Source organism: Streptosporangium brasiliense (assembly GCF_030811595.1).
Classification (GTDB): domain Bacteria; phylum Actinomycetota; class Actinomycetes; order Streptosporangiales; family Streptosporangiaceae; genus Streptosporangium; species Streptosporangium brasiliense.
The window spans coordinates 7,144,773-7,167,245 of record NZ_JAUSRB010000002.1 but is presented as its reverse complement, the minus strand read 5'-3'; the positions used below and the strand labels follow the sequence as shown (position 1 = coordinate 7,167,245).

The following is a 22,473-nucleotide window of genomic DNA, read 5'->3' as shown; positions in this document are numbered from 1 at the left end:
CCCCTTTCAGGGAAGCCACTCCTGAAGTCCGGTGAGATGCCCGAGTTCCGACTCGATGCGCTGCCTGTCGCTGGTGGTGAGTTCCAGACCGCGCAAATCGGCGCTCCATGGATCGGTGGGTTCGCCGAGGACCATGGCCAGGTCGATGAGGTGGCACAGGGCGATGGCCCGCTCGACCACCGGGGCGTCCGCGCCATGCCTGCGCACCGCGGACTTGAGCGCGCGGAAAGCCTGCAGGTCGTCATTCTTGAACTCACGCAGAATCCGGGCGTTGTCGAGCGCCTTGGCCAGACCTGTCAGCTTCTTCGAGCCGCCGTACTCCACGTCGGCAGGCTCGCCACGCTGGATGAATATGATCGAGTTCCCGGACGGATCGATCAGTGTGAACCGGGACGCGCCTGGCCGGTAGCGGGTGATCCGCGGCAGGCCTGAACTCAGCACCTTGCCGTAGACCTGGCGCATCGCCGCGACGAACGCCGCGTGGTACGGCGCCACGGCGTCGACCATGACCAGGCACCCTCCGGACTCCTCCCGGGCCGGATCCAGACTCTTGGGCGCCGGACCGAAGTGCAGTTGGAATCCGCTCCACTGCAGCGCCAGGTAGACATAGGGCCTGCTCTGCTTGTGGGTCGCCTGGAACCCCAGCGCCTCGTAGAACGCCAAGGTCTCCTCGACCGACGCGCACGGCATCAACGGCACCGTCGTCTCGTTCGGCCGAACCGAAATCTCACTCACGTCATTCCACCTCCCAGGTCGTCCGACGATGCTTGCACCCTGCGGCGAACCTCGCACATGGATCGTTCCAGTGGCCAGGCATTCGTGATGTCTGTCGAACTACAGGGCATACCACCGGAATACGACGGAAACAGGCCGCCGGAGAATGACCAAACAGAAATCGGTGCACTGTCCGGTGTATGGCCATCCGGTGTACGGCCAAAGGGCAACGCCGGCCCGCCACCTCCGGTCAGGCACCCTGGGCCGGGTCGCGGTCGGTCTCCTCGCGGATCAGACGGCCGGTCCCCTCCGCTGTCGTCTCCAGCCGCCACCCGTCCGGCCACACATGAGCGGCCGCAGGATCGACCACCACAGCCCCACCCAGCCGAGGGGGTTCGGTGAAGGTCGCCTCGTGGAAATTGGCGTACCCGGTGAAGGCCGCCTTGTTGAACCCGGCGTCTTCGGTGAAGGACGCTCCATCGAACCCGGCGGTCCCGGTGAAGGACGCCCTGTCGAACCCGGCGTACCCGGTGAAGGTCGCCCCGTCGAAGACGGCGGTCCTGGTGAAGGTCGCCCCGACGAACCGGACGTACCTGGTGAAGGTCGCCCCGACGAACCAGGCGCCCCTGGTGAAGGACGCCCTGTCGAAGATGGCGGTCCCGGTGAAGGACGCCCTCTCGAACCAGGCGCCCCCGGTGAAGGTCGCCCTGGTGAACCGGGCGTCGGTGACGTGGCCGTCGGTCAGGTCGAAGTCGATGAGGGTGGCGCCGGTCAGGTCCAGGCGCATCCTCTCCCAGAAGGTCGGTGCGGCCGGGAGGGTGGAGCGCTGGTCTGCGGGGCGTTCGTCGCGCAGGTGGTCGGTGAGGATGCGTTGGGCGGTGAGGCGGACCTGGCGTTCGCCTTCGGTGTCCTGGCCGGTGTCGGTGCCGGCTGGGGCGGGTGGGGGTGTGGTGCGTCCGCGGGCGGCGGTGCGTAGGGCGTGGTGGCGGCGCCGGGCGGCGCGCAGGGCCTCGGCCCGGTCCGCGACCGGATCGGGCGTCGGAGGCGGGGCGTACGGCATGCGCAGGTAGGCGCAGATCACGTTCACGATCGTCTGCCGATGCCCGGGATTGTCCTGGGCCAGCCGCTCCAGCGCATACAGGCCGCCCAGGCGGACGGCGGCGCCTGCGTGTCCGAGCTGCTCGACCGCCTTGGTGTACAGCTCGGTCACCCGGCGCTCGGTGGCGTCGTGCTTGGTGTTGTCGGCCACCTGCTCGGCCAGCGCGGCGTTGCGCTCGGCGATCTGCTCGGTCAGCTGGGCGTTGCGCTCGGCGAGGTAGGCGGTGACGTGCGCGGCGTGCTCCTGGTGACGCTGCCGGCGGAAGGCCAGCATCAGCGTGACCGCCGCGCCGACCCCGGCACCGGCCGCCAGCGCGGTCTGGATCGCGCCCTGACGGGCGGTGGCCTCGGCCGCGCTCCACCCGGCCCCCAGCAGCAGCCAGGCCAGCCCACCGACCACCCCACCCACCAGCAACGTGACCGGCACGATCCACCACGCGGCCGGCCGGGGGGTACGCAACTGCGGCGGAACCACCTCCGCCGCGACAACCGGCACATCAACTCGGGAGGAAAGGCGACGCGGCAGTAACGGCATGTCCTCCATTCCAGCCGCCCGCGGCCCGCATCCGGCCGGACGCTACATGATCGTTACCGGGCAGGTCGGACAGAGCCGACGCACTGTCCGGTATGGCGCCGAAACATCGCAGGCAGCGGCTGCTACCGCCAAGCTCCCCGAAGGCCCCGGCGGCCGGCCGTCACTCGGGGCGGAGGTTGGCGGGGAGTGTGGCGGCAGGAGTGAAGCCGAGCGAGCCCACGTTGAGTCCCGGATCGAAGCTCTGGCTTTGGCCTGGCGGAACTACGGCCAGGGGCACCACTGGTCCCGGCAGTTTTGGCCGCTCCAGAGCACCACTCCGGCCGATGTCTCGTTGCGCACGCCGGTGACCACGGGGTCGTCCGGGAGGTTGTGGCACTCGTCGTCGAGCGGGATGACGATGGTCTCGGATCCAGTGGTCAGGGTGACGGTGTCGCTCATGTCGTTCCCTCTCCTGTTCCGCCTCCTGTTCCGCCGCAGGGAGCGTGCGCGTGCACGCCCTGGGCGTCACGTTCCGGTGGGAAGAACTCGCCTCCGGGACCGTCACCGGCTCCCGGGAATGCGCGGCGACCAGGACATGGGCACAGTCCCCGTGGCCGGCGCGGCTGAGATCGAGTTTGCTCAGCGCGCCGGGACTGTTGCGCGCAGGAACCGGATCAGCAGGTCCGTCACTTCGGCGGGCCGCTCCAGGCTGGGCAAGTGACCCGCCCAGGGCAGCTCGCGGTGACGGGCATCGGCAAGTTGTTCCGGTAGCCGGGCGGCGATCTCCTGGAAATCCGCCAGGTCGTGGCCACCGGACAGAACCAGACACGAGGCCTTGATCAGCGAGAGATCCACCTCCGCCTCGGTCGGTGCGAACTCCTCCGCCGCGGCCAACTGCACATCGAACGCGCGTCGCTGCATCCGGCGGACCCGCTCTCGAACCGTGTCATCGGCCTCGGGGCCCAGCCAGTTCTCCACATTCAGATCAACGGCCCCCGCGATGTCACCGGCTTCGATCAGCGCCTCCTCCCGTTCGGCGAAGGATCGCAGCACGTCGCTGGGCACGTGCCCGGGTAGAGCGGAACAGAGCAGCACCAGGGCCGTGACCATGTCTGGCTGACGGGCGGCCACCTCCATGGCCACCTGCCCGCCGTACGAGGACCCCACCAGCGCCGCCCGTTCGATGCCGAGGTTCCCGAGCAGATCCACGACATCCTCGGCGTTGTCGTACGGGCGGTCCGCCACCGGGGACTCGCCGAACCCACGGAAATCACAGCGGACCACCCGGTATCCTGCATCGAGCAGGACCGACCACTGTGGATCCCACATGCGCCGGTCGCACACCCCGGAATGCAACAGCACCAGCACTGGGCCATCGCCAGCCATGTCATAAGAGAGCGTCATCCAGCAGACCTTAGGCGGAATCACGCTCGGCGGCATGTCGATATCGCCGCCGATCTTCGTACGCCCCAGGCCCATGAACCCGGTGAACCTTCCCGGTCAGGGCACCTCGTCGCACCGCGAACGATCATCTAACCGCACCCACCGTGATCATTTATCAGACATGCTCTAGTCGTGCGTGGCAAGGAGGATTGCCGACCCTGCTGCGTCCTGAAGGATGATCAGGTCCTCGGGAAGCATGGGCTGCGCGTGAAGAGGCCGAGGGGTTAGCGGTTGTCTGAATAATGTGACCGGGACCGATTCCAGGCCGAGTCGAAGAGCCACGGCAATCCTGTGGTTGCCGTCCAGCGTCCCGAACTCCTCGTTGAACCCAAGGGAAAGCGGTGTGAGGATCCCGCGCTCTCCGATGTCAACCGTCAACGCGTCCAGATGACGTGGCGTGTCGACGAGCGCGGAGTCGACAGTCTCGCGATCGCATGCGCGGTATCGCACGACGAGAGCAGTTGGTAGGTGAACCGGTGAGAGCGACATCTGGACATCATGACCGATAAGCAGCCTCACTGGCGTCAGTGCCGCCGAATGGTGTGCGCAGCGGGGATTGTGGGCAGTCAGGGACCTCTCCAGGTAGGCGGCCGGCCTGATCCAGGCTGACCGCTACGAGTTCTCCGGACCGGTGGACGCACAGGGTCTTGCCGGGCGGTCAGGTCAGGAACATGACGCCCTTGCCCGCTAGAGCTTCGGCCAGGCCGTGGGATCACCGCTGGTCTCGACCATGTGCGCGTGGTGCATGAGGCGATTGACGGTGGCCCTCCAGACAAGCCTGGTCAAGGGTGGTCCGCGCCCGGCGCGTCCCGCCGCGCGCTCCGGCGGCCAGCCGGCCGGGCGTGCGGCCTGGCGCCCGGTCCAGCCGGCGCCGCCACGCGCGCGGCGTCAGAGGGACAGCATCCCGCGGTAGTGCCAGACCCAGGGATCGGCGTCCGGCAACGGCCCGTAGGCCGCTCGGCGCTCCTCACCCGGGACGACCATGTAGGAGTGTCGTCAAGAAACGTGTCACCAGCCGCAAACCGCAACGTCTCTGCAGGTCAGGAAGGTATCCCTGCATAGGGGCCTTGATTCACCGGACCCATCGCAGCTCCTCGATGCAAGTCGCTGACCTGTGCCATCCCTCTGATCGGCGGCTGGTGACACGTTCCTTACCAACACCCCAACCCCGTACGGCGCCCGGCAACCGCCGGCGATCGTCACGGGCTCGGCCCGACTCCTTCGGGATTGGCCTGTTGTAAGGCCGGCGCCAGTGCGGCGGCCACACCGGGCGCGGAGCGTTCTGTTCACGACCCAGTGCATGGCCCGGAACGTATCCGGCACCGTTGATGTCGCCTCTTTTCAGCGTTTAGGGCTCCGTGCCTCCGGGCTGGCATCGTCGCGGCGTCCCCGGCTACACTGCTGGACGATCTTGCTAGATGATCATGGTATCCGTGGAGGGAAGATCTTGAATTTTCGCCGTATCAGCATCATGACCGCCCCCCTGCTGGTCGCAGCGGCCATCGCCCTGCCGGTCACGGCCGCCCACGCATCCGGGACGTCGCAGACGGCGACGGCCCAGGTGGCCGCCGACTCCTGCAGCAGGGCATCCGCCGACGCGAGGGCCTGGCTGAAGAAGCTCAACAAGCCGACCACCGGTTCGTGGTCGGTCCTCCGCAGCAGGATCTACAGCGTGACGGACGGCATGTGGAGTGGCGCCACCAAACAAGCGGGCGTCAATATCGCGACGCGGCTGACCAGGCTGTGCCGCTGACCGCGCCTCCTGCCCCGGGATGCTCGCTGACCGGGTGACGACGGCGACGGGGGCGTCCGGCCCCGGCCCCGTCGCCGGTGGCCCATGCCGCCAGGCGGGGACACTGCGGCCTCGGGGTGGCCATGTTGCCGCCCAGCAGACGTGGCCGAGCCCCGCTCGTCCATTCCGGAGGCGTCGGCAGGCACGGTCCTCAACGGGCCGTCGTCCACGGTCGCCCGCCCGAAGAGAGATCGCTGACCTGCATATCCGTTGTTTTCTGCGCCGCTACTGCCAGGACCCCTACGGGCCCTCCAGTCGGGCCCATGTGAACATCGGTACAGCCGTTGGCGCTGAGAATGATCTTGACGAGTCGGCCTGTCGTCAAGAGGGTGCCGGTAAGAAACGCGCCATGAGCCCCAACCGGTGTTGATCTTGTTGTGACGTGCCCGGTCAATGCTGGGCGGACATGACGCCCCCTGACCATCGAGTTCGGCGGGGTCAGCGGAGGTTGGTAATGCCGTCGAGGATGAGGGCGATGCCGGCGAGGAACTGCTCGCGATCATCGTGCTCGCGCATCTGGCCGCTGATGGCGTGCATGAACGGGTAGTCGGCGGGGTCGAGTTCCTGCCACGCCATCGACGCTGCCTCCAGGAACTTCTCGCGATCCTCGTCGGTCTCGACGCCTGAGGTGTACCCGTCGATGCGGGTCTGGCTGACGGCGCCGAGGATGTAGTGCACGAGCGTTGAGGCCGCGACGAACCAGACGGCTTGCGGCACGCCCAAGGCGCGCACCTGCCGGCCGATCTTCTCGAAGATCCCTACGGTCACCGGACCCCACGGGTTTCGGGTGAGCTGGACGGCCAGCCGCGTGGCGAGCCACTGGTGTTCGGCGATTGCGTCGAACAGGCCCAGGGCGACGACGCGGATCTCGTTCTCGGGCGTGGCCGGAGCCCGGGCGGGCTCGGTGGCCAGGGCGGCGGCGATGACGGTTTCAGTCGCGGTGTCCAGCAGCTCGTCCCGAGTGCCCACGTGGTAGTAGATCGCCCCGGACCCGGTGGCCAGGCGCTCGGTCAGCGCCCGGACGGTCAGCCCGCCTGCGCCGCCCGCGTCGAGCAGCTCGATGGCGGTATCGATGATCTGCTCGCGGGAGAGCACCTGTCTGCGCCGCTGTGTCCGGCGCGCTCGCGTTGCCATGTATGCATTCTGCCACCTTGGAACACTGAACCAAGTTGGTATAGTGTTCCAAGGTGGAACAGTGCACCATAAGTGCCGGCCTCGCCGTCCTTGGCACGAAGGAGCCATCATGAATCCCGTCACGATCATCGGCGCCGGGCTCGGCGGACTCACTCTGGCCCGCGTCCTGCACGTCCACGGCATCCCGGCCGAGGTCTACGAGGCGGAGGCATCACCGGAGGCACGGACGCAGGGTGGGATGCTCACATCCACGACTACAACGGGCAGCTCGCCCTTGAGGCGGCCGGTCCGATGGAGGAGTTCCGCGCCATCGTTCTGGAGGGCCGCCAGGCGATACGCGCTCTGGGGTCGGACGGCGCCGTCCTGTTCGAGAAAGCCGACAACGGTATGGGCGGCCGTCCGGAGGCGCAGCGCGCGGACCTGCGGCGGATGCTGCTGGACGCGCTCCCGGAGGGCACCGTCCGGTGGGGCCGCAAGGTCACCGGCGCCCGGAGCCTCGGCAGCGGCCGCCACGAGGTGATCTTCGCCGACGGCGGCAGCGTCACCACGAGTCTGTTGGTCGGCGCGGACGGCGCCTGGTCGCGGGTCCGCCCGCTGCTGTCGGAGGCGGTGCCCGAGTACGTCGGCACGTCATTCGTCGAGACCTACCTGTTCGACGCCGACACGCGGCACCCGGCCGTCGCGAAGGCGGTCGGCGGCGGTTCGATGTTCGCCCATGCGTCGGGGAAGGCGATCACTGCTCACCGCGAACACGGCGACACCTTGCACGCCTATGTGGAGCTCACCAGGCCGCTGGAGTGGTTCGACGGCATCGACTTCTCCGATCCGCCCGCGGCCGCCACCCGCGTCGCGGCGGAGTTCGACGGCTGGGCGCCCGAGCTCACCGCGCTGATCAGCGACACCGACACCCCGCCGGTCCTGCGTCCGCACTACGCCCTGCCCGACGGGCACCGGTGGGACCGGACACCCGGGATGACCCTGGTCGGCGACGCCGCCCACCTGCTGGCCCCCAACGGCGAGGGGGCCAGCCTGGCCATGTACGACGGCGCCGAACTCGGCAAGGCCCTCGCCGCCCACCTCGACGAATACGAGCAGGCCATGTTCACCCGCATGAGCCAGGCTGACGACGAGACGGCCATGCACCTCAAGGAGATGTTCGGCGACACAGCTTACGAAAGCCTCCTCACTCTGATCCCCGAACACCAGCAGGACCACTGAGCCGGCCAGCTCAGTGCCAGCTCAGTGCCCGTTTCAGTAACGGGTGCACTTCGGGAACGGGCCCCCACTTCCGCTGCCCCCGCTGCCGGGCCGAGCCTGGCACGGCATCCCGCGCGACAAAGTGTTCTCCGAGAAGATCAGTGCTCGGGTGCACGTACGGCCCCAGTTCGAGGCTGCGCTCGCCCGCCCGGCAGATCAAGGCCAAGGCCCCCGCGCTGCCGCGTCATCTTCACCGTGTACGAGACGGAGCGGCTGGGCCGCGGCGCCGCCGATCGTGCCAGCCGCGGTACAGCCCTCGTCGTACAGCGGGCTGCCGTATCCGGAGATGACGACGGTGGCGCGGCAGGCGTGCAGAGCTTCGGCGAGGTCCTCGGCGCGCCGCCGCGCCGCCCATCTCATGGCGGTAGTTCCGCTCGCGGGTGTTGCCCAGGTACGGCGCGGGTCAACGTACGAGTTGCTCTTGCGGTGGCGGCCGTAGGCGGCGATGACCTGCTCGGCGCGCGAATGCGGAGTCAGAGCGCACACGCGGGCCAGCTCGGTAGGGCGCTCGCGCAGAACCTTCCACCAGGTCATCAGGTCGCGGTCCAGGTCGTTGACCGTCTCCAGCCGATGCCGGGCAGCGGACCGGTCAGCGTCTCCAGGACCAGGCCATGCGCGGTGAGGCGGTCCGCCAGCGCGGTGAGCTCGGCGGCGTCGCGTCCCAGCCGCTTCGTTGCGTGGACGGTGAACAGCACGCGGCAGTGCGGGGCGTGGCCCTTGATCTCGCACGCGAGGGCGAGGGCGGCCTCGAACCGAGGACGGACCCGATACGGGTGCTGATCTTCTCAGAGGAGATCTTGTCGCGGGGGATGCCGTGCGCGCTGAGCGCATCGAACTGCGGCTGCAGCTCCTGGGTGAGATGGCTGCACCTGGCGTACCCGATGCCGAGTCCGCGCCCAGGGCGCCGGTCTCGGGTACGGCCGGCGGCGGGGTGCCGGGCCGCCAGGGATGGCCGGCGCCGCTACCGGAGGTGTGCTGCGGGTCCGTCATGCCCCGTGGCTTCTCACAGACCATTCCCGGACAGGGATCCGCCACCGTTCGAGTGAGAACGGGTTCTGAGAACGGATCGGGTGGTCCGGCCGTCCCCGGCGCCCGCTGCTGTTTTTCCTCCCGGAAAGGGTCATTTATGAGACCGGCCCGGGCGAGTTGACCGTCACATCCGACTGACTCCCGCTGTCCGTCCCACCTCTCGGGATCCCGGTAGCAAAGCAGAAATTTCCAACGAAGCAGCCTCTGACCTGGATTGATACGGACCCCTATGGCTAAGGTCTCGATTCGCTTACGGTGTTGACCATGAGCGACGACAAGCCGGAGTCCGGGTACGGCGCGGGCGGTCGCCCGTTGTGGACGGCGCGGGACAGGGACGCTGAGGTCATCCGGACGGTGCTGCGCAAGGCCGGGTACCGCGTCGAGCCTGACGCTGACGGTGATCAGGTGCTGCTGGTGCGGGAGTCCTCCTGACCGCGTTCGCTCCAGCGCGTGGGGTGGAGGTCAGCGGGGACGGCGGCGCTGGGCGGGGTCGGCTTCGGCGGTGATGCGTGCGGAGGTCTCCTCGCCCAGGCGGACGTACCGGCCGAGGCTGGCCAGGTGCTGGTGGCGGCTCTTGGCCTGCAACTCCGGGGCGATCCGTCCGGCCTGCGCGAGATGCTGCAGCGCGCTGTGCCGGAGTTGGTGCAACATCCATCCATGCCGGTGCGGGTCCAGTTCGGCGGAGGCGGTTTTGAACAGGTACTCGGCACACGGGTAGGACAGCCGCCCCCCGCCCGGTGATCGGGCAGATGTCACCGCGCGCGGGCGCGCGAGATCCAGAAGTGGGAGCGCGCCGGTCGGCCAGGAACACCGGCCCGGCATGGCGGCCGGCCAGCAGGCGGGGCAGCAGCCGGGCGGTGGCGGTGGCCCAGTGCACGTACTCGATGGCGCCGCCCTTGGAGACGACCCGGGCGCGGCGGAATTCCAGGGCGAGGTCCTCGACGTTGAGGCTGAGGATTTCCTCGGCGCGGGCCGCCGTGTCGTACAGGAGCCTCCACAGCACCCGTGGCACCCGTTCCCGCAGGGCGTGCGCGGGGTCGGTGAACAGCTTGTCCAGCCGGGCGGCCGGGATGGCGCGGTCATCGCGCCGGGCGGGCTTGCGCCGCATCCGGCGTTGTAGTCGCCGAGAGCGGGGACGGTCTGGTGGGTGATGTTCGGCGGGTTCCTACGCGCCAGCGACAATTCACCGGCAGATGCCGGGGCGCCGTTTCTTGAGGCGGGAGTTCACTGATGCCGGTGGCGGAGTGCTCGTTGCTCTGCGGCGTCGAGTGCGGGTTTGAGGGGTGCGAGCGTGGTGTGCAGGAGGTTCGGTAGCGAGCCGGACGGCACGACGAGCCCGCTGGCCGTGGAGGACGAGGCAGTCGTCTGCAGCCACTGCTCGAGCGCCACGCGGACTGCGGCGGCCACGCTCGCCGCGAGCACCCGTGCGGTATGCGGGTCGCCATCGCCGAGACGCTCGGCGATGGCCTCGGTGAGGGGATGTTCGATCGCGGTGGTGGTGTCAATGAATGCGTCGCGCAGCGCGGGGCGGGTGGTGATCAGCAGTAGCGCGTCCCGGCCGGGTGCGTCCGAGGCGGTGTACTGATCCACGATGGCCTCGATGACGGCGTCGGCGAGGCCGACGCCGTCGGGCCGGTCGGCCACCGCCGCCGCGACCCGTGCCTCTCGTTCGCTGGTGACGGCGGCGACGATCGCCTGTTCGCGGCTGGAGAAGTAGTTGTTGTACGTCCTCGGTGAGACGCCGGCGGCCTCGGCGATGTCATCGACGCGCACGTTGTCCGGTCCACGCTCAAGGGCCAGCCGCAGGGCCGCCGCGCGCAATGCCTCTCGGGTGGCCTGCTTCTTCTGCTCGCGCAGCCCCGTCCGTCTCGTCGTCACCGTCTCAGCATAGCCTAGATGCGTGCACGCAAATTTGCGCACACGCATATTTGTGCCTAGCCTGGCGTCCTCACCCCCGTCAGGAAGGACCAGAACGATGAGGGCCAAAGGCATCAGCTACGACACCGGCTTCGTCAAGAACGGAGCGAACTCCCGCAAGCGCTTCGACCCGGACATGGTCGAGCGCGAGCTGCGCATCATCCGCGATGACCTGCACTGCACCGCGGTCCGTGTCATGGGCGGTGACCCGGAACGGATTGAGCTGGCGGCGGCGCACGCCGCCGACCTGGGCCTGGAGGTCTGGTTCTCCCCCTACCCCATCGAACTGACCGCCGAAGAGATGCTGTCGTTGTTCGCGGACTGCGCCGAACGCGCGGAGCGGTTGAGGCGGGGTGGAGCTGAGGTGGTGTTCGTCGTCGGCGCCGAGCTGAGCCTGATGAGTCCTGGGTTCCTGCCCGGTGACAGCATTGACGAGCGGGTCGCGTCGCTGAGCCGGCCAGATCGCGTGCGGGAGCAGATTGGCGAGGTCAGCGCACGTGTCAACGACTTCCTTGGCACGGCCGTGCAACTGGTCCGCGAGCGCTTCGGTGGCAAGACGACCTACGCTTCCGTGCCGCTTGAGCGGGTCGACTGGGCACTCTTCGACATCGTGTCCATGGATCTCTATCGGTCGGCCGAGATCGCCGACCGTTTCGCCGACGGCGTCCGTGGCCTGGTCGCGCAGGGAAAGCCGGTCGCGATCACCGAGTTCGGCGCAGACGGCTACCAGGGCGCCGGCGAGCGGGGCGCTCTCGGCCTGGAGATCGTCGAGTACGACGAGAACGGGCCTGTCCGGTTGAACGGTAACTATGCCCGGGACGAGGTCGGTCAGGCCACCTATGTGCGTGAGCTGCTGGAGGCATTCGACGCCGGCGGCGTCGACAGCACGTTCGTGTTCACCTTCGCGCTGTACGACCATGTGCACCGGCCTGACGGCGATCCCCGCGACGACCTGGACCTGGCTGGTTACGGCATCGTCAAGGTCTACGAGGACCGGCTCGGAGCCACCTATCCCGACATGCCCTGGGAACCCAAGGCCGCCTTCACCACCCTCGCCGAGTACTACAGCGGCTGACCACGTCTCAAATCCGCAGCCCGGAGCGAGCCGCACCGGCATCGCCCACGACACTGCGCCTCAGCGCTCCACCCCGTCCCGCCCATTTCCGTACAGACCAAGGAGAAACGTGATCACAGATGTCGTCATCGCCGGCGGCGGCCCGAACGGGCTGATGCTGGCCTGCGAACTGAGCCTGGCAGGGGTCCGGCCAGTCGTGCTGGAACGGCTGATCGAGCCCAGCGAAGAACCGAAAGCGAACGGATTGCTCGGCCAAGTCGTGAAAATGCTCGACCACCGGGGACTGCACGAACGTCTCAGCGGTAGCCCACAACCTCCGCAGCCGAACTCCGGATACTTCATGTTCGGCGCGATGGGCCTGGACCTGAGCCTGCTGCAGGACAGTCCCGTCTATGCTCTGCCGGTGCCGCAGCGACGCATCGTGCAGGTCCTGCAGGAGCGCGCTGTCGAACTGGGCGTGGAGATCCGCCGGGGACACGAGGTCGTCGGCCTGTCGCAGGACGATGACGCGGTGACCATCGACGTCGCGAGTCCGGGCGAGGCCTACCAATTGCGGGCCCGGTATCTCATCGGTGCGGATGGAGCTCACAGCACCACGCGCAAGCTCTCCGGCATCACATTCCCCGGCATCACCTACGACCGGATGACCGTCTGCTCAGCGCATGCGACGGTCCCTGTGGAATGGGTTGATCCCGCGACCGGTGCACTGAACGTGCCCGGCCATGGCGCCGTTTTTCCGTTCCTGCCCCACCGCACCGAACACGGCGGGTTCTCCTACGCGCCGCTGCCTGGCAACCCACCGCTGATCAGTACCACCGAGTGGGACAGGCCCGCGACCGACGCTCCCATGAGCCTGGAGGAGCTGCGAGCGAGCATCCGCCGTGTGCTCGGCGTCGACGTGCCGCTCGATCCGCCCGACGGCGCGGGGCCGCACGTGCTGCGTCGGCTGACCGGCGGCAACACCCGAATCGCTGAACGGTTCGCCGACGGCCGGGTGTTCCTGATCGGTGACGCCGCGCACGTGTATTCCGCCACAGGAGGCGGTCCAGGGCTCAACCTCGGCCTGCAGGACGCGGTCAATCTCGGCTGGAAACTCGCCGCCGAGATTCGGGGAAGCGCCCCGCCCGGGCTGCTGGACACCTACGAGACAGAGCGGCGATCGGCCGCCCAGCGCATGGTGCTGAACGCGCAGGCGCAATCTGCCTTGATAGCCCCCGGCAGCGATGTGACCGGACTGCGCAAGGTGTTCACCGAACTGCTCCGCGACCAAAGCACCGTACAGCGCCTCGCCGGCCTTCTCGCCGGCGCCGACGTCCGCTACGACATGGGCGAAGACGAGGCGCACCCGCTGACCGGTCGGTTCGCCCCCGACATGAACCTCCATACCCCGACCGGACCGGTCCGGCTGGCCGAGCTGACCAGAAACGCACGCCCTCTGCTGCTCGACCTGACCGAAGAGGCATCGCTGGCAGAGACACTCGCCCTGCGGCACGACCAGGTCGATATCGTCACGGCGCGCTCCCACATCCCCACACCCACCGCCCTGCTCCTTCGACCGGACGGCTATGTGGCCTGGGCATCTGCATCGCCCCGACCCAATCCCGCGGAGATCGAAACACTCCGGGCAGCCTTGCAGCGGTGGTTCGGAGTCATCAAACCCGCCCACACCTAAAGTCGTGAGCGTTGACTCACGTATATACGTGGGCGGTCCAACACCTATCTTCCTGCTCACATCTTCCTGCTCACACGGACCCAGCCGTGAGCCCGGTAGTGGTCCGCGCCGTGCGTGGGCCACTACCGCCCACGTCTCCTCCCTGTAGCGGCACAGGGCGTGTCAGGGCGTCAGCCCCAGGTCACGCAGTTGCGCGGGCCGCAGCGGCCGGTCGGGGAAGAGCGTCAGGTGGTGAGGGTGGCCACCGGCTCCAGGTCGTAGGTGCGGGCGTAGCCGTTCTCGGTGCCCACGAGCAGGTCCACGACGTCGAAGTAGCGGTCCCAGAAGGGGGTTTCGCGCAGAGCGTCGATCAGCAGCCGGTAGGCGTCGTGGTCGTCCGCCTCCCAGACCCAGATGTCGGTGACCCGCGCCGAGTAGAACTCCGTGTCGTAGAAGCGGGAGCGGACGCCGCGGGTGCGGGCCTGGATCACCGGGACGACTTGGGTGGTGAAGGCCTGGACGCGTTCGGCCACGGTCATCGCGAGCCACTCGGGCGTGGTCTTGACCAGCATGAACGCGGTGACCGGTGGCTCGGTCCGGTCAGTGGGCATCGACTGCCTCCGGTGTGGCGAGGACGGCGGGCTTGAGAGTCTGCGCGCACCACTGCGCGAATCCGGTGGCCGGGCCCGCCTGTGGCGAGCGGTCGACGCCCGAGTCCAGGCCCTGGTCCTTGGCGCGCTTCATGTCGACGACGCCCTCGACGAACGCCTCGTTGAGGCCGTAGCCGAGCAGGGTGGACCGCAGTTCGTCGAGTGGCTGGCGCTGGTAGCGGACCGGACGGCCCAGCTCCTCGGTCATGATGCGGGCCAGGTCGTTGGGCGACAGGTCCTGCGGGCCGAGCACCGGAACACTGCCGACGCCGGTCCAGGAGCGGTCCAGCAGCAGCCCGGCCGCCGTCGCGGCGATGTCGACGACGGCCACCAGCGGGGCCGGACGGTCCGCGGCGACGGTGTCGGTGAAGACGCCGTTCTCGCGGATCGAGTCGGCCTCCTCCAGTAGGTTCTCGAAGAAGGACGGGCTGGCCAGGGCGCGGTAGGCGACGCCGGAGCCGGCGATCAGGTCGTCCATGGCCAGGGAGGCGGTGACCAGCCCGGCCTGGGCGGCCTGCGGGGTGCCGCGGCCGAGCGCCGAGACGCCGACGACATGGCCGACTCCGTGGGCGGCGAACGCCCGCGCGGCCGGGCGGGTGAAGCCGCTGAACGCCTCCTCGGGTGTGGTCGAGGCGTCCGGCGGCACCAGCCAGAAAACGGCGTCGGCCCCGGTGAAGGCGCGCTCGACGGTCGCGGCGTCGCCGTGCGAGCCGGCGATGACCTCGACCCGTCCGCGTACGGCCTCGGGGAGCCGGGCGGGATCGCGGACCACGACGCGCAACTCCTCTCCGCGTGCGGGCGCGGCCTCGACCAGCAGAGACAGCAGCCGCCGGCCGATGTTCCCGGTGGGGGCGGTGATGACAATCATGAAAAACCTCGCGGTCTGTGTCGGATCGGTACAGCCCCTTCATCGTGTAGATCCGGCCCGCATTGCCACAATGGGAACTTCAGCATGCAATTATTGCCTGAAATGGAATGATGCCCGTGAGCAGCCCAGCCGCGAACCTCGACGCCAACCTCGCCGTCGCCCTTGACGCCCTGCTGGCCGAGCAGAGCGTCACCCGTGCCGCCGCGCGGCTGAACACGTCACCCGCGGCGATGAGCCGCACCCTGGCCCGGCTGCGCCGGGTGCTCCAGGACCCGCTGCTGGTGCGGGCAGGACAGGCGATGGTGCCCACACCCCGCGCCGAGACGCTGCGGGACGAGGCCGCCGCGGTGGTGCGCCGGCTGGAGGCATTGCTCACCCCGAGCGGCGGGATCGACCCCGCCGCGCTGCGGCGCGCCTTCACCGTCCAGGCCTCGGACCTGGTCGGCGCGGCGCTGGCGCCGGGTCTGCTCGGGCTGGCCCGGCGCCGGGCGCCGGGCGTCTCGCTGCGGGTGCTGGCCGAGGAGTGGGAGGCGGGCCCCGCGCTGCGCGAGGGCCGGATCGATCTGGAGATCGGGGCCATCGACCACGTCGACCCGGAGACCCGGGTCGAAGAGCTGGTCACGCTGCGGATGGCGGCCGGCGTCAGGGCCAGGCACCCGCTCGCCGAAGGAACCCTGACGCCCGCCAGGCTGGCCGCGGCCGAGCATGTGGCGGTCAGCCGCCGGGGGCGCTTCACCGGCCCGCTGGACGCGGTCTTGGCCGAGCAAGGGCTCAGCCGGCGGGTCAGCGCCGTTCTGCCCGGACATCTGGCGGCGATGGCGCTGGCCGCAGTCGGCGACGTGGTCTGCCTGGTGCCGACCGCGCTGCCGGGCGAGCCCCCTTCACCACTCAGCGACGCGGCGCACGCGCTGGGACTACGCCTGCTGGAAATCCCGCTGCCGCTGCCACCACTGACGATCGGCATGGCCTGGCACCCGCGCCACACCGCCGACGGGGCCCATCAGTGGCTGCGTGGCGCCGTGCGCCGGGTACTCCGTCCGGCCCGGGAGGAATAGCCCACGGTCGGGTCCACGCATACCCGGGCGCCCGGACACAGGCCCGGACCCGACCGTGGCCAGAAGCCTGGGTGGTCGAAGCCGCGGCAGACGACTTCGACCACCCAGGCCGGCTGCCACTACCGCTCGGAGCCGATCCGGTACCAGGGTTCAGGCAGCTGGCGCCAGATCGGCCTGGTCCTGGGGCTCGACCTTCCAGCCCTCCGCCTGCAGGGCACACATCGCCTCCGCGCTGTCCAGCGTGATGTGGAGGATCAGGCAAGCATCCCAAGGGCTTCACCATGCCTCGCTTCGAGGAGATGGACGCCCCCACCCCGGCGCTGACCGGTGGGGGAGCACCTGGCGATCCGGACCGCACTGGAGACCATCACCGACGTCCTGGTCCGCCACATGCGGTGGAGCGGCCTTCGCCGGTTACCCGTCCGTGTCGTCGTCCGCCGCACCCGGGTGATGCATGTGACAGCGCTCGGCACCGATGCCGGTGAAGATGCGCTTGGTGCAGCGTGCCCTTTGAGGTTGACCCTGGCGCATTGGGCGTGGGGAAAGCGGTCGGCGGCCAGGGGAGCGGCAGTCAGGGGAGTCGCCGTGCCGATGCCCGCAGGATGGCGGTCCTGGTATCGGCCTCGGTGGGGGAGGGGCGTCGAGGGCGTCGGTTCGAGAGGTGCTTGGGGGAGCGCCCGGTCGCTCGGTAGGGACCTCGGCAGGGACACGGTGTGCCGACGTGTCGTTGGTTTCCGTGGGCGGGCTTCAAGCGTCTGGTCACATGAGCGGTGATGTCCCAAAGTTATTGATCTACATTGTAAAGGCGCCCGGTCGGTGCTCAAGATCATTTACAATGGACTAAAGACTCCCCTCTACAAAAAAGGCCGTACGCCGGTGGATTGGCCTGCTACGTCCTGAAGGGCGTCTGGTGCTCATCGGAGGGGTGCTCGGCGAGTATCGAGCTGGGGTGTCGGTAAAAGCGGAAAATCCAACGAATATGCCCTTGTCCTGCTCTTATGGGAGGGCAACGCAGGGCTGGTGTGTCGATGGGTAGATGCGGCAGGCCGGGCCGGGGGTGCCGCTGACCTCGCCTGGGTGCTCCACATCGACGCTGGTCAGCGATATCCGTTGGGTTTTCGGCGATTACTGCCGGGACCCTCTCAGGTGGGCCGCGAACCCCTTGCGGAAATGTCAGTCGACTCTGCCAGGGTGACCTGACCACAAAAGTCGATCACCGCCGAGCGCCTGCAGCTCCCCGGCGTCAGACGTGAGCTCGGATCAGTGCATTCCGTCCAGAGAGGTGCCCCCTTGCGTGACCTTGGCCCATTGCATTCAAGTTGCCCATGCCTGAGGCTCCGATGGGCCGATATCGCCTCCGGCCCCCCGCAGTTCATCCCGCTCACCGCTGTGAACAGCGGTGGTGGCCTGTGAGAGCGATCCGAGAGGCGATCGCCCCCCTGACCGTCAGGGACTTCCGCCGCTACTACTTCGGACATACCGCCTCGACGTTCGGGGACGCACTGACTCCCTTGGCGATCGCGTTCGCTGTCCTGCACCTCACCGGATCACCCGCCGACCTCGGCATTGTCGTCCTGAGCACCCGGATCCCCATTATCGCGCTGAGCCTCCTCGGCGGCGCCCTCGGCGACCGCTTCTCCCGGCGCAACGTCATGCTGGTCGCCGACCTGATGCGCTTCCTCGCGCAGGGAGCCACCGCGGCACTTCTTCTCAGCGGGACGGCCCGCATCTGGATGATCGTGGTCCTGCAACTCATCGCGGGCATGGGATCCGCTCTCTTCAACCCCGCCTCTGTCGGTCTGGTGGTCTCGCTCGTAGGCAAGGAGCGGGTGCAGGAAGCCAACTCGTTGTTGTCGATGTCGCGCAGCATCACCTCGATGCTGGCGCTCAGCGTGGCCGGAGCGCTGGTGGCAACCATAGGCCCTGGGTGGGCGATTCTGATCGATGCGGCCACATTCCTGGTGAGTGCGGTCTTTCTCTCTCGCCTTCCTCGCGCGCTGGCCGTGCAGCGACCGGCAGCGAGCACAGGGCTGCTGGCCGGCATCAAGGGAGGTCTGGCGGAAGTCACCAGGCGATCATGGCTGTTGACGTCGGTCATCCATGTGGCGTTGACCAACCTGATCGTGGTCGCGCCGTTCCTGGTACTCGGCCCGTATGTGGCAGACGAGCATCTCGGTGGGGCGCCGGCCTGGTCCGCCATCGGCATCGCGTACGCCCTTGGAGGGCTCAGCGGCGGCTTCGTCGCTGCTCGCTGGAAGCCTTCCCGTCCCGTGGGTGCGACTTTGGCCGTGTTTCTGCTGATAACGCCACTGCCGGCCCTCCTGGCTGTACCCGCCACCCTCTGGCTACTGATGGCGGCCGCTTTCCTGGCCGGCTTGGAGTTGGTGATCTACAATGTTCTGCAGACCTCCACCGTCCAGCGCCACGTCCCCGAGCACCTCATCGCCAGGGCCAGTTCCGTCGTCACGCTGGGCTCGCTCGCGGCGGCACCCCTGGGCATGGGCCTCGCCGGACCAGCGGCGCAGGTGTTCGGCAGTGGCACCGTCCTGGCGGCCGGCGCAGTCCTGGCCACTCTCATCACCGTAACCGCCCTGTTCGTTCCATCGGTGTGGCAGATCCAAGACGGCCCCGGGGAAGACAGACAAGCGGAGCCGGTCGAGCCCGCCCAGGCCGACGCGGACGGAGCGACGGTCGCATCCGGAGCGTAAGCGCTGGGAAACGATCACGACGCGGCCGGGAAGCGATCATCGACCCCTCGGATCCGCGCAGCTCAGCCGTACTCGTGAACGGTCCATCATGGCAGTCGGCGGCCTCTGTGCTCCCGCCGGCCGCCGGCCCCCGTCCCTGACCGTGAGAAGTGCCTTTGACGGGGCGCCGGCAGGACCTTCGGCGCCCGCTGCGCTGCCCGCTCAAAGGCACTTCTCTTCACCGTGTGTGCATCAGCAGCAGTGGGCCTGATCGGCCGACGCGGACGACGCGACGACCACCCCACCGGCCGTGGCGGACACGGCGAACAGCACGGCGGCTGCCAGGCGTAGCAATGTGCGCTTCATGGGATCTCCTTCGTTGGCAACAGTCGGCCACCTCGGTCCGGGGAGTGGATCCGACGACGACCGCATCCCGGTCCGTAGACGACGATGCGCGGCCGACCCTGGACAATCCTTGCCAATAACCTTGAATCCGCAGATCGGAACCGTTACACACGGGTGATCGAGAGATGGGGGTGTGGCGTGCCGGTGGAGTTCCGACTCCTGGGTGACCTGGAGGTTCACGTGGACGGCCGGCGCGTGGAACTCGGGCATCACCGCCAGCGGTGCGTACTGGCGGTACTGCTGGTCGAGGCCGGCAGGCGCGTGTCGATCGATCAGCTCCTGGAGCGGGTGTGGGGCCATCACCCGCCTCGGCATGGTCGCGACACGCTCTACAGCTACCTGTCCCGCCTGCGGCGGATGCTGGCGGCGGTCGACGGCGCGCGGATCGCACGGCAGAGCGGTGGTTATGCGATCAGCGTCGATCCCATGACGGTCGATATGCACAGGTTCCAGCGCTGGGTCGGAGAAGCCCAAGGCGCCGACGACGCCCACGCCCGACATCTGCTGGAGCAGGCGCTCACCCTGTGGCGCGGGGACGCCCTCGCCAACCTGGACACCCCTTGGCTGAACACGCTGCGCGAAGGGCTGGTCCAACAGCGGCATGCCGCCGAACTCGACCTCACCGACGCCCACCTCCGTTCGGGGCGGCATGCCGAATTGGTGCCCGCGTTGACGGTACGGGCGGCACGCCATCCGCTGGATGAGCGACTGGCCGGTCAGCTCATGCTCGCCCTGTACCGCAGCGGCCGGCCGGCCGAGGCCCTGCAGCACTACCAGCGAATCCGGCTGCACCTGGTCGAGGAACTCGGCGCCGACCCCGGCCCGCCACTGCAGGACTTGCACCGCCGCATCCTGACCGCCGACCCCACGACGACACCGCCTGCCTTCACACCGGCCACACTGTCCGGGGCGCCTGGCATCGTGCCGCGTCAGTTGCCGGCCCCGCCGGCCCGGTTCACCGGCCGAAGAGCCGAACTCGGGCAGCTCAGCAGAGCATTGGACGGATCCGGTCGGCCAGGGGGCACGGTGGTGATCTCCGCCATCGGCGGGATCGGGGGCATCGGGAAGACGTGGCTGGCCCTGCGCTGGGCGCACGAGAACATCGACCGCTTCCCTGACGGACAGTTGTTCGCCAATCTGCGGGGCTTCGATCCGATCGAGCAGCCGCTGTCCCCGGCCACCGCTGTGCGCGGCTTCCTGGAGGCACTCGGCGTCGGTCCCATGGGGATGCCGACAGACCTGGACGCGCAGGTGGGCCTTTACCGCAGTCTGGTGGCCGGGCGGCGGATGCTGATCGTGCTGGACAACGTCCGCGACGCCGACCAGGCCGCCCTCCTGTTACCCGGCAGCCCCACCTGTACGGTCGTGGTGACCAGTCGCCATCAGCTGGCCGGCATGACCGCGGCCAACGGCACCCGGCCGGTGGCTCTGGACGCACTCGACGACGCCGAGGCCCACCAGTTGCTCCTCCACCAACTCGGCGCCGAGCGGTTGGCGGCGGAACCGGAAGCCGTGGCCTACCTGCTGGCCTGTTGTGCGGGTCTACCGCTGGCTCTGGCCGTCCTCGCGGCCCGTGCCGTGCTCAGCCCGCAGTTGCCGCTGGCCGCACTCGCCGTCGAACTACAGGACGTCACCGGCCGGCTGGAGGTGTGGGACACCGGGGACCTGCGGACGAACCTGCGCGCCGTGTTCACCACCTCCTACCTCGGCCTTTCGGCGCGGGCCTCCGAGGTATTCGGACTGCTGGGCCTGGCGCCGGGCCCGGACATCGGCCTCGGCGCCATCGCCGCCCTGACCGGCCTGCCTCCCGCCCGAGTACGCGGACCGCTGCGAGAGCTGGAAGGGATGTCCCTGATCCATCAGCACACTCCGTGCCGGTGGCGCATGCACGACCTGGTCCGCCGCTACGCCGCCGAACAAGCCCGCGAGGATCAGTCCGAGACCGCTCGGCAGGCCGCGCTTCGGCGGTTGGTCGATTTCCACCTGCACACCGCCTACGCCGCCGAGCGGCTTCTCGCGCCGCATCGCGCACCGATCAAGCTCGGCGCCCCCGCTCCTGGATGGTGGCAGGGGCCGCCGGCCGACCACACCGCCGCCTGGACGTGGTTCACCGACGAACACGCCTGTCTGCTGGCCGTCCGACACCTCGCCGCGGAGCAGAACTGGCACGAAGCGGTGTGGCAGCTTGCCTGGAGCCTGGACACCTTCCACTTCCGGCGCGGAACCATACAGGACCAGTTCGACGACTGGCTGGCGGGACTGGAAGCCGCTCGCCATCTCGGCGATCTCGAGGCCCAGGTGCTGGCTCACCGGATCCTCGGCCACGCCTGCGCCCGGCTGGGCCGGCATGGCCTGGCCATGGATCACTTCCAGCAAGCGCTGCCCCTTGCCCAGCGCACCGGGGACCTCGCAGCCCAGGCCCAGATCCATCAAGGCATGGCGATGTCCTGGGCGCAGCGGGAGGATCTGCGGCAGGCTCTGGAGCACACCTCTCAGGCTCTACACCGCTTCCGGGCCCTCGACGACCATGTGCGGACAGCCGACGCGCTCAACGACATGGGCTGGTACGCGAGCAGGCTCGGACTGCACACCGAAGGTCTCGCCCACTGCGAAGCCGCCCTGGCTCTGTTCCGTCGTCATCAGCACCGCGACGGAGAAGCCAACACGCTCGACAGTCTGGGATACATCGCCCACCACACAGGTCAGTACGGCCGGGCCCTGAGCTACTACAACGAAGCTCTCAGGTTGCTCCAGGAGATCGGCAACGCCTTCGACGAAGCCAACACCCTGGAACACCTCGGAGACGTCCACGCCACGGTCGGTGACCGGCAACAGGCCCGTAGCGCGTGGCGTCAGGCGCTACGGCTCTACCAGGCCCAGAACCGTGCTGAGGACGCCGACCGCGTTCAGCGCCGGTCGTCGGCCGTATGAGCGTCGATCCGCGGTTCTGCCGCGACCCGCGGGGTGCGGGCCGCCTTGGGAACTGCAGGCAGGCGGCTCGCAGCAGGACCTCACTCTCTTGCTCCTTGCTGCCGGGGCCGCCGCCAGCCTTCAGCAACGTGCGCCGGCGAGCACGGCAGCTGCGGCACCGGCCAGTAACGATGCCAGCGCATGGCGGACGCCACGCGGATCATGAGGGTCGGAAAGGTGTTGGAAACATTCCAGCAGGCTGAGGCAATCGGCA

21 protein-coding genes are annotated in these 22,473 nt (G+C 68.7%); 9 read left to right on the top strand and 12 right to left on the bottom strand.

The genetic code is table 11. The features are described 5' to 3' along the window. Positions 1 to 6: 6 nt before the first annotated feature. From J2S55_RS41620 to J2S55_RS41600, 5 genes are all read right to left on the bottom strand, one after another. Complete coding sequence (locus J2S55_RS41620) at positions 7 to 735, bottom strand: DUF8817 family protein (protein ID WP_306872676.1); 729 nt, start codon at positions 733 to 735, stop codon at positions 7 to 9. Between the two features lie 229 nt (positions 736 to 964). Next, entirely contained in the window at positions 965 to 2,272 is a 1,308-nt protein-coding gene (locus tag J2S55_RS41615; protein ID WP_306872675.1) for a pentapeptide repeat-containing protein, read from the bottom strand. Between the two features lie 336 nt (positions 2,273 to 2,608). Next, positions 2,609 to 2,785 (bottom strand): hypothetical protein, encoded by a 177-nt coding sequence (locus tag J2S55_RS41610; RefSeq protein ID WP_306872672.1) that lies wholly within the window; start codon positions 2,783 to 2,785, stop codon positions 2,609 to 2,611. A 180-nt stretch (positions 2,786 to 2,965) separates the two neighbouring features. Then, positions 2,966 to 3,805: an alpha/beta fold hydrolase gene (locus J2S55_RS41605; RefSeq protein WP_306872670.1), complete on the bottom strand. Its 840-nt coding sequence runs from the start codon at positions 3,803 to 3,805 to the stop codon at positions 2,966 to 2,968. A 90-nt stretch (positions 3,806 to 3,895) separates the two neighbouring features. Next, positions 3,896 to 4,258: a ParB N-terminal domain-containing protein gene (locus tag J2S55_RS41600; RefSeq protein ID WP_306872668.1), complete on the bottom strand. Its 363-nt coding sequence runs from the start codon at positions 4,256 to 4,258 to the stop codon at positions 3,896 to 3,898. A gap of 958 nt (positions 4,259 to 5,216) precedes the next feature. Here J2S55_RS41600 and J2S55_RS41595 point away from each other — a divergent pair. Further along, entirely contained in the window at positions 5,217 to 5,522 is a 306-nt protein-coding gene (locus J2S55_RS41595) for a hypothetical protein (RefSeq protein ID WP_306872665.1), read from the top strand. Between the two features lie 477 nt (positions 5,523 to 5,999). Here the strand turns inward: J2S55_RS41595 and J2S55_RS41590 are convergent, their stop codons facing one another. Continuing rightward, entirely contained in the window at positions 6,000 to 6,695 is a 696-nt protein-coding gene (locus J2S55_RS41590; protein ID WP_306872663.1) for a TetR/AcrR family transcriptional regulator, read from the bottom strand. Between the two features lie 291 nt (positions 6,696 to 6,986). On the opposite strand from J2S55_RS41590, the gene J2S55_RS41585 reads away from it, so the two are divergent. Then, positions 6,987 to 7,913 (top strand): FAD-dependent oxidoreductase, encoded by a 927-nt coding sequence (locus tag J2S55_RS41585; protein WP_306872661.1) that lies wholly within the window; start codon positions 6,987 to 6,989, stop codon positions 7,911 to 7,913. Between the two features lie 195 nt (positions 7,914 to 8,108). Here J2S55_RS41585 and J2S55_RS41580 read toward each other — a convergent pair whose 3' ends face one another. Both J2S55_RS41580 and J2S55_RS41575 read right to left on the bottom strand, forming a co-directional pair. Then, positions 8,109 to 8,486: a hypothetical protein gene (locus tag J2S55_RS41580; RefSeq protein ID WP_306872659.1), complete on the bottom strand. Its 378-nt coding sequence runs from the start codon at positions 8,484 to 8,486 to the stop codon at positions 8,109 to 8,111. Beyond that, positions 8,486 to 8,647 (bottom strand): hypothetical protein, encoded by a 162-nt coding sequence (locus J2S55_RS41575; protein ID WP_306872657.1) that lies wholly within the window; start codon positions 8,645 to 8,647, stop codon positions 8,486 to 8,488. Before J2S55_RS41575 ends, J2S55_RS41580 begins: the two co-directional genes overlap by 1 nt. A gap of 598 nt (positions 8,648 to 9,245) precedes the next feature. On the opposite strand from J2S55_RS41575, the gene J2S55_RS41570 reads away from it, so the two are divergent. Next, a complete protein-coding gene (locus J2S55_RS41570) occupies positions 9,246 to 9,413 on the top strand; it encodes a hypothetical protein (RefSeq protein ID WP_306872655.1) in 168 nt (55 codons plus the stop codon). Positions 9,414 to 9,443: 30 nt separating this feature from the next. On the opposite strand, the gene J2S55_RS41565 is transcribed toward J2S55_RS41570, so the two are convergent. Continuing rightward, on the bottom strand, positions 9,444 to 9,632 hold the full coding sequence (locus tag J2S55_RS41565) for a hypothetical protein (RefSeq protein WP_306872652.1): 189 nt from the start codon (positions 9,630 to 9,632) through the stop codon (positions 9,444 to 9,446). Positions 9,633 to 9,801: 169 nt separating this feature from the next. Between J2S55_RS41565 and J2S55_RS41560 the strand changes: the two genes are divergently transcribed. After that, the gene (locus J2S55_RS41560) at positions 9,802 to 10,101 is read left to right on the top strand and encodes a hypothetical protein (RefSeq protein WP_306872650.1); all 300 of its coding nucleotides are present in this window, start codon (positions 9,802 to 9,804) and stop codon (positions 10,099 to 10,101) included. Between the two features lie 104 nt (positions 10,102 to 10,205). Here J2S55_RS41560 and J2S55_RS41555 read toward each other — a convergent pair whose 3' ends face one another. Beyond that, positions 10,206 to 10,859 carry a TetR/AcrR family transcriptional regulator gene (locus J2S55_RS41555; RefSeq protein ID WP_306872648.1) on the bottom strand — a complete coding sequence of 218 codons (654 nt, stop codon included), beginning with the start codon at positions 10,857 to 10,859 and terminating at the stop codon, positions 10,206 to 10,208. A gap of 97 nt (positions 10,860 to 10,956) precedes the next feature. Here J2S55_RS41555 and J2S55_RS41550 point away from each other — a divergent pair, with 97 nt between their 5' ends. Together J2S55_RS41550 and J2S55_RS41545 are read left to right on the top strand one after the other, a co-directional pair. Continuing rightward, positions 10,957 to 11,973, top strand: coding sequence for a glycoside hydrolase family 113 protein (locus J2S55_RS41550; RefSeq protein WP_306872646.1), 1,017 nt, complete (start codon positions 10,957 to 10,959; stop codon positions 11,971 to 11,973). 109 nt (positions 11,974 to 12,082) lie between these two features. Next, positions 12,083 to 13,645: an FAD-dependent oxidoreductase gene (locus J2S55_RS41545; protein ID WP_306872644.1), complete on the top strand. Its 1,563-nt coding sequence runs from the start codon at positions 12,083 to 12,085 to the stop codon at positions 13,643 to 13,645. Positions 13,646 to 13,869: 224 nt separating this feature from the next. Here the strand turns inward: J2S55_RS41545 and J2S55_RS41540 are convergent, their stop codons facing one another. After that, complete coding sequence (locus J2S55_RS41540; RefSeq protein WP_306872641.1) at positions 13,870 to 14,235, bottom strand: darcynin family protein; 366 nt, start codon at positions 14,233 to 14,235, stop codon at positions 13,870 to 13,872. Continuing rightward, positions 14,225 to 15,142: an NAD(P)H-binding protein gene (locus J2S55_RS41535; RefSeq protein ID WP_306872639.1), complete on the bottom strand. Its 918-nt coding sequence runs from the start codon at positions 15,140 to 15,142 to the stop codon at positions 14,225 to 14,227. The genes J2S55_RS41540 and J2S55_RS41535 overlap by 11 nt, the downstream gene beginning before the upstream one ends. 116 nt (positions 15,143 to 15,258) lie before the next feature. Between J2S55_RS41535 and J2S55_RS41530 the strand changes: the two genes are divergently transcribed. The 3 genes from J2S55_RS41530 (at position 15,259) to J2S55_RS41520 (ending at position 22,220) form a co-directional block, all read left to right on the top strand. Further along, positions 15,259 to 16,197 carry a LysR family transcriptional regulator gene (locus J2S55_RS41530; RefSeq protein WP_306872637.1) on the top strand — a complete coding sequence of 313 codons (939 nt, stop codon included), beginning with the start codon at positions 15,259 to 15,261 and terminating at the stop codon, positions 16,195 to 16,197. A gap of 1,409 nt (positions 16,198 to 17,606) precedes the next feature. Next, positions 17,607 to 18,905: an MFS transporter gene (locus tag J2S55_RS41525; RefSeq protein WP_306872635.1), complete on the top strand. Its 1,299-nt coding sequence runs from the start codon at positions 17,607 to 17,609 to the stop codon at positions 18,903 to 18,905. 522 nt (positions 18,906 to 19,427) lie between these two features. Continuing rightward, entirely contained in the window at positions 19,428 to 22,220 is a 2,793-nt protein-coding gene (locus J2S55_RS41520; protein ID WP_306872633.1) for an AfsR/SARP family transcriptional regulator, read from the top strand. Positions 22,221 to 22,473 lie beyond the last annotated feature (253 nt).

What these genes read in the sequence shown, in the direction of transcription:
- J2S55_RS41610 (WP_306872672.1), bottom strand. Translation starts at nt 2,785, where the DNA reads ATGAGCGACACCGTCACCCTGACCACTGGATCCGAGACCATCGTCATC.
- J2S55_RS41605 (WP_306872670.1), bottom strand. Translation starts at nt 3,805, where the DNA reads ATGGGCCTGGGGCGTACGAAGATCGGCGGCGATATCGACATGCCGCCG.
- J2S55_RS41600 (WP_306872668.1), bottom strand. Translation starts at nt 4,258, where the DNA reads ATGTCGCTCTCACCGGTTCACCTACCAACTGCTCTCGTCGTGCGATAC.
- J2S55_RS41590 (WP_306872663.1), bottom strand. Translation starts at nt 6,695, where the DNA reads ATGGCAACGCGAGCGCGCCGGACACAGCGGCGCAGACAGGTGCTCTCC.
- J2S55_RS41585 (WP_306872661.1), top strand. Translation starts at nt 6,987, where the DNA reads ATGGAGGAGTTCCGCGCCATCGTTCTGGAGGGCCGCCAGGCGATACGC.
- J2S55_RS41580 (WP_306872659.1), bottom strand. Translation starts at nt 8,486, where the DNA reads ATGACCTGGTGGAAGGTTCTGCGCGAGCGCCCTACCGAGCTGGCCCGC.
- J2S55_RS41570 (WP_306872655.1), top strand. Translation starts at nt 9,246, where the DNA reads ATGAGCGACGACAAGCCGGAGTCCGGGTACGGCGCGGGCGGTCGCCCG.
- J2S55_RS41565 (WP_306872652.1), bottom strand. Translation starts at nt 9,632, where the DNA reads ATGTTGCACCAACTCCGGCACAGCGCGCTGCAGCATCTCGCGCAGGCC.
- J2S55_RS41560 (WP_306872650.1), top strand. Translation starts at nt 9,802, where the DNA reads ATGGCGGCCGGCCAGCAGGCGGGGCAGCAGCCGGGCGGTGGCGGTGGC.
- J2S55_RS41550 (WP_306872646.1), top strand. Translation starts at nt 10,957, where the DNA reads ATGAGGGCCAAAGGCATCAGCTACGACACCGGCTTCGTCAAGAACGGA.
- J2S55_RS41540 (WP_306872641.1), bottom strand. Translation starts at nt 14,235, where the DNA reads ATGCCCACTGACCGGACCGAGCCACCGGTCACCGCGTTCATGCTGGTC.
- J2S55_RS41535 (WP_306872639.1), bottom strand. Translation starts at nt 15,142, where the DNA reads ATGATTGTCATCACCGCCCCCACCGGGAACATCGGCCGGCGGCTGCTG.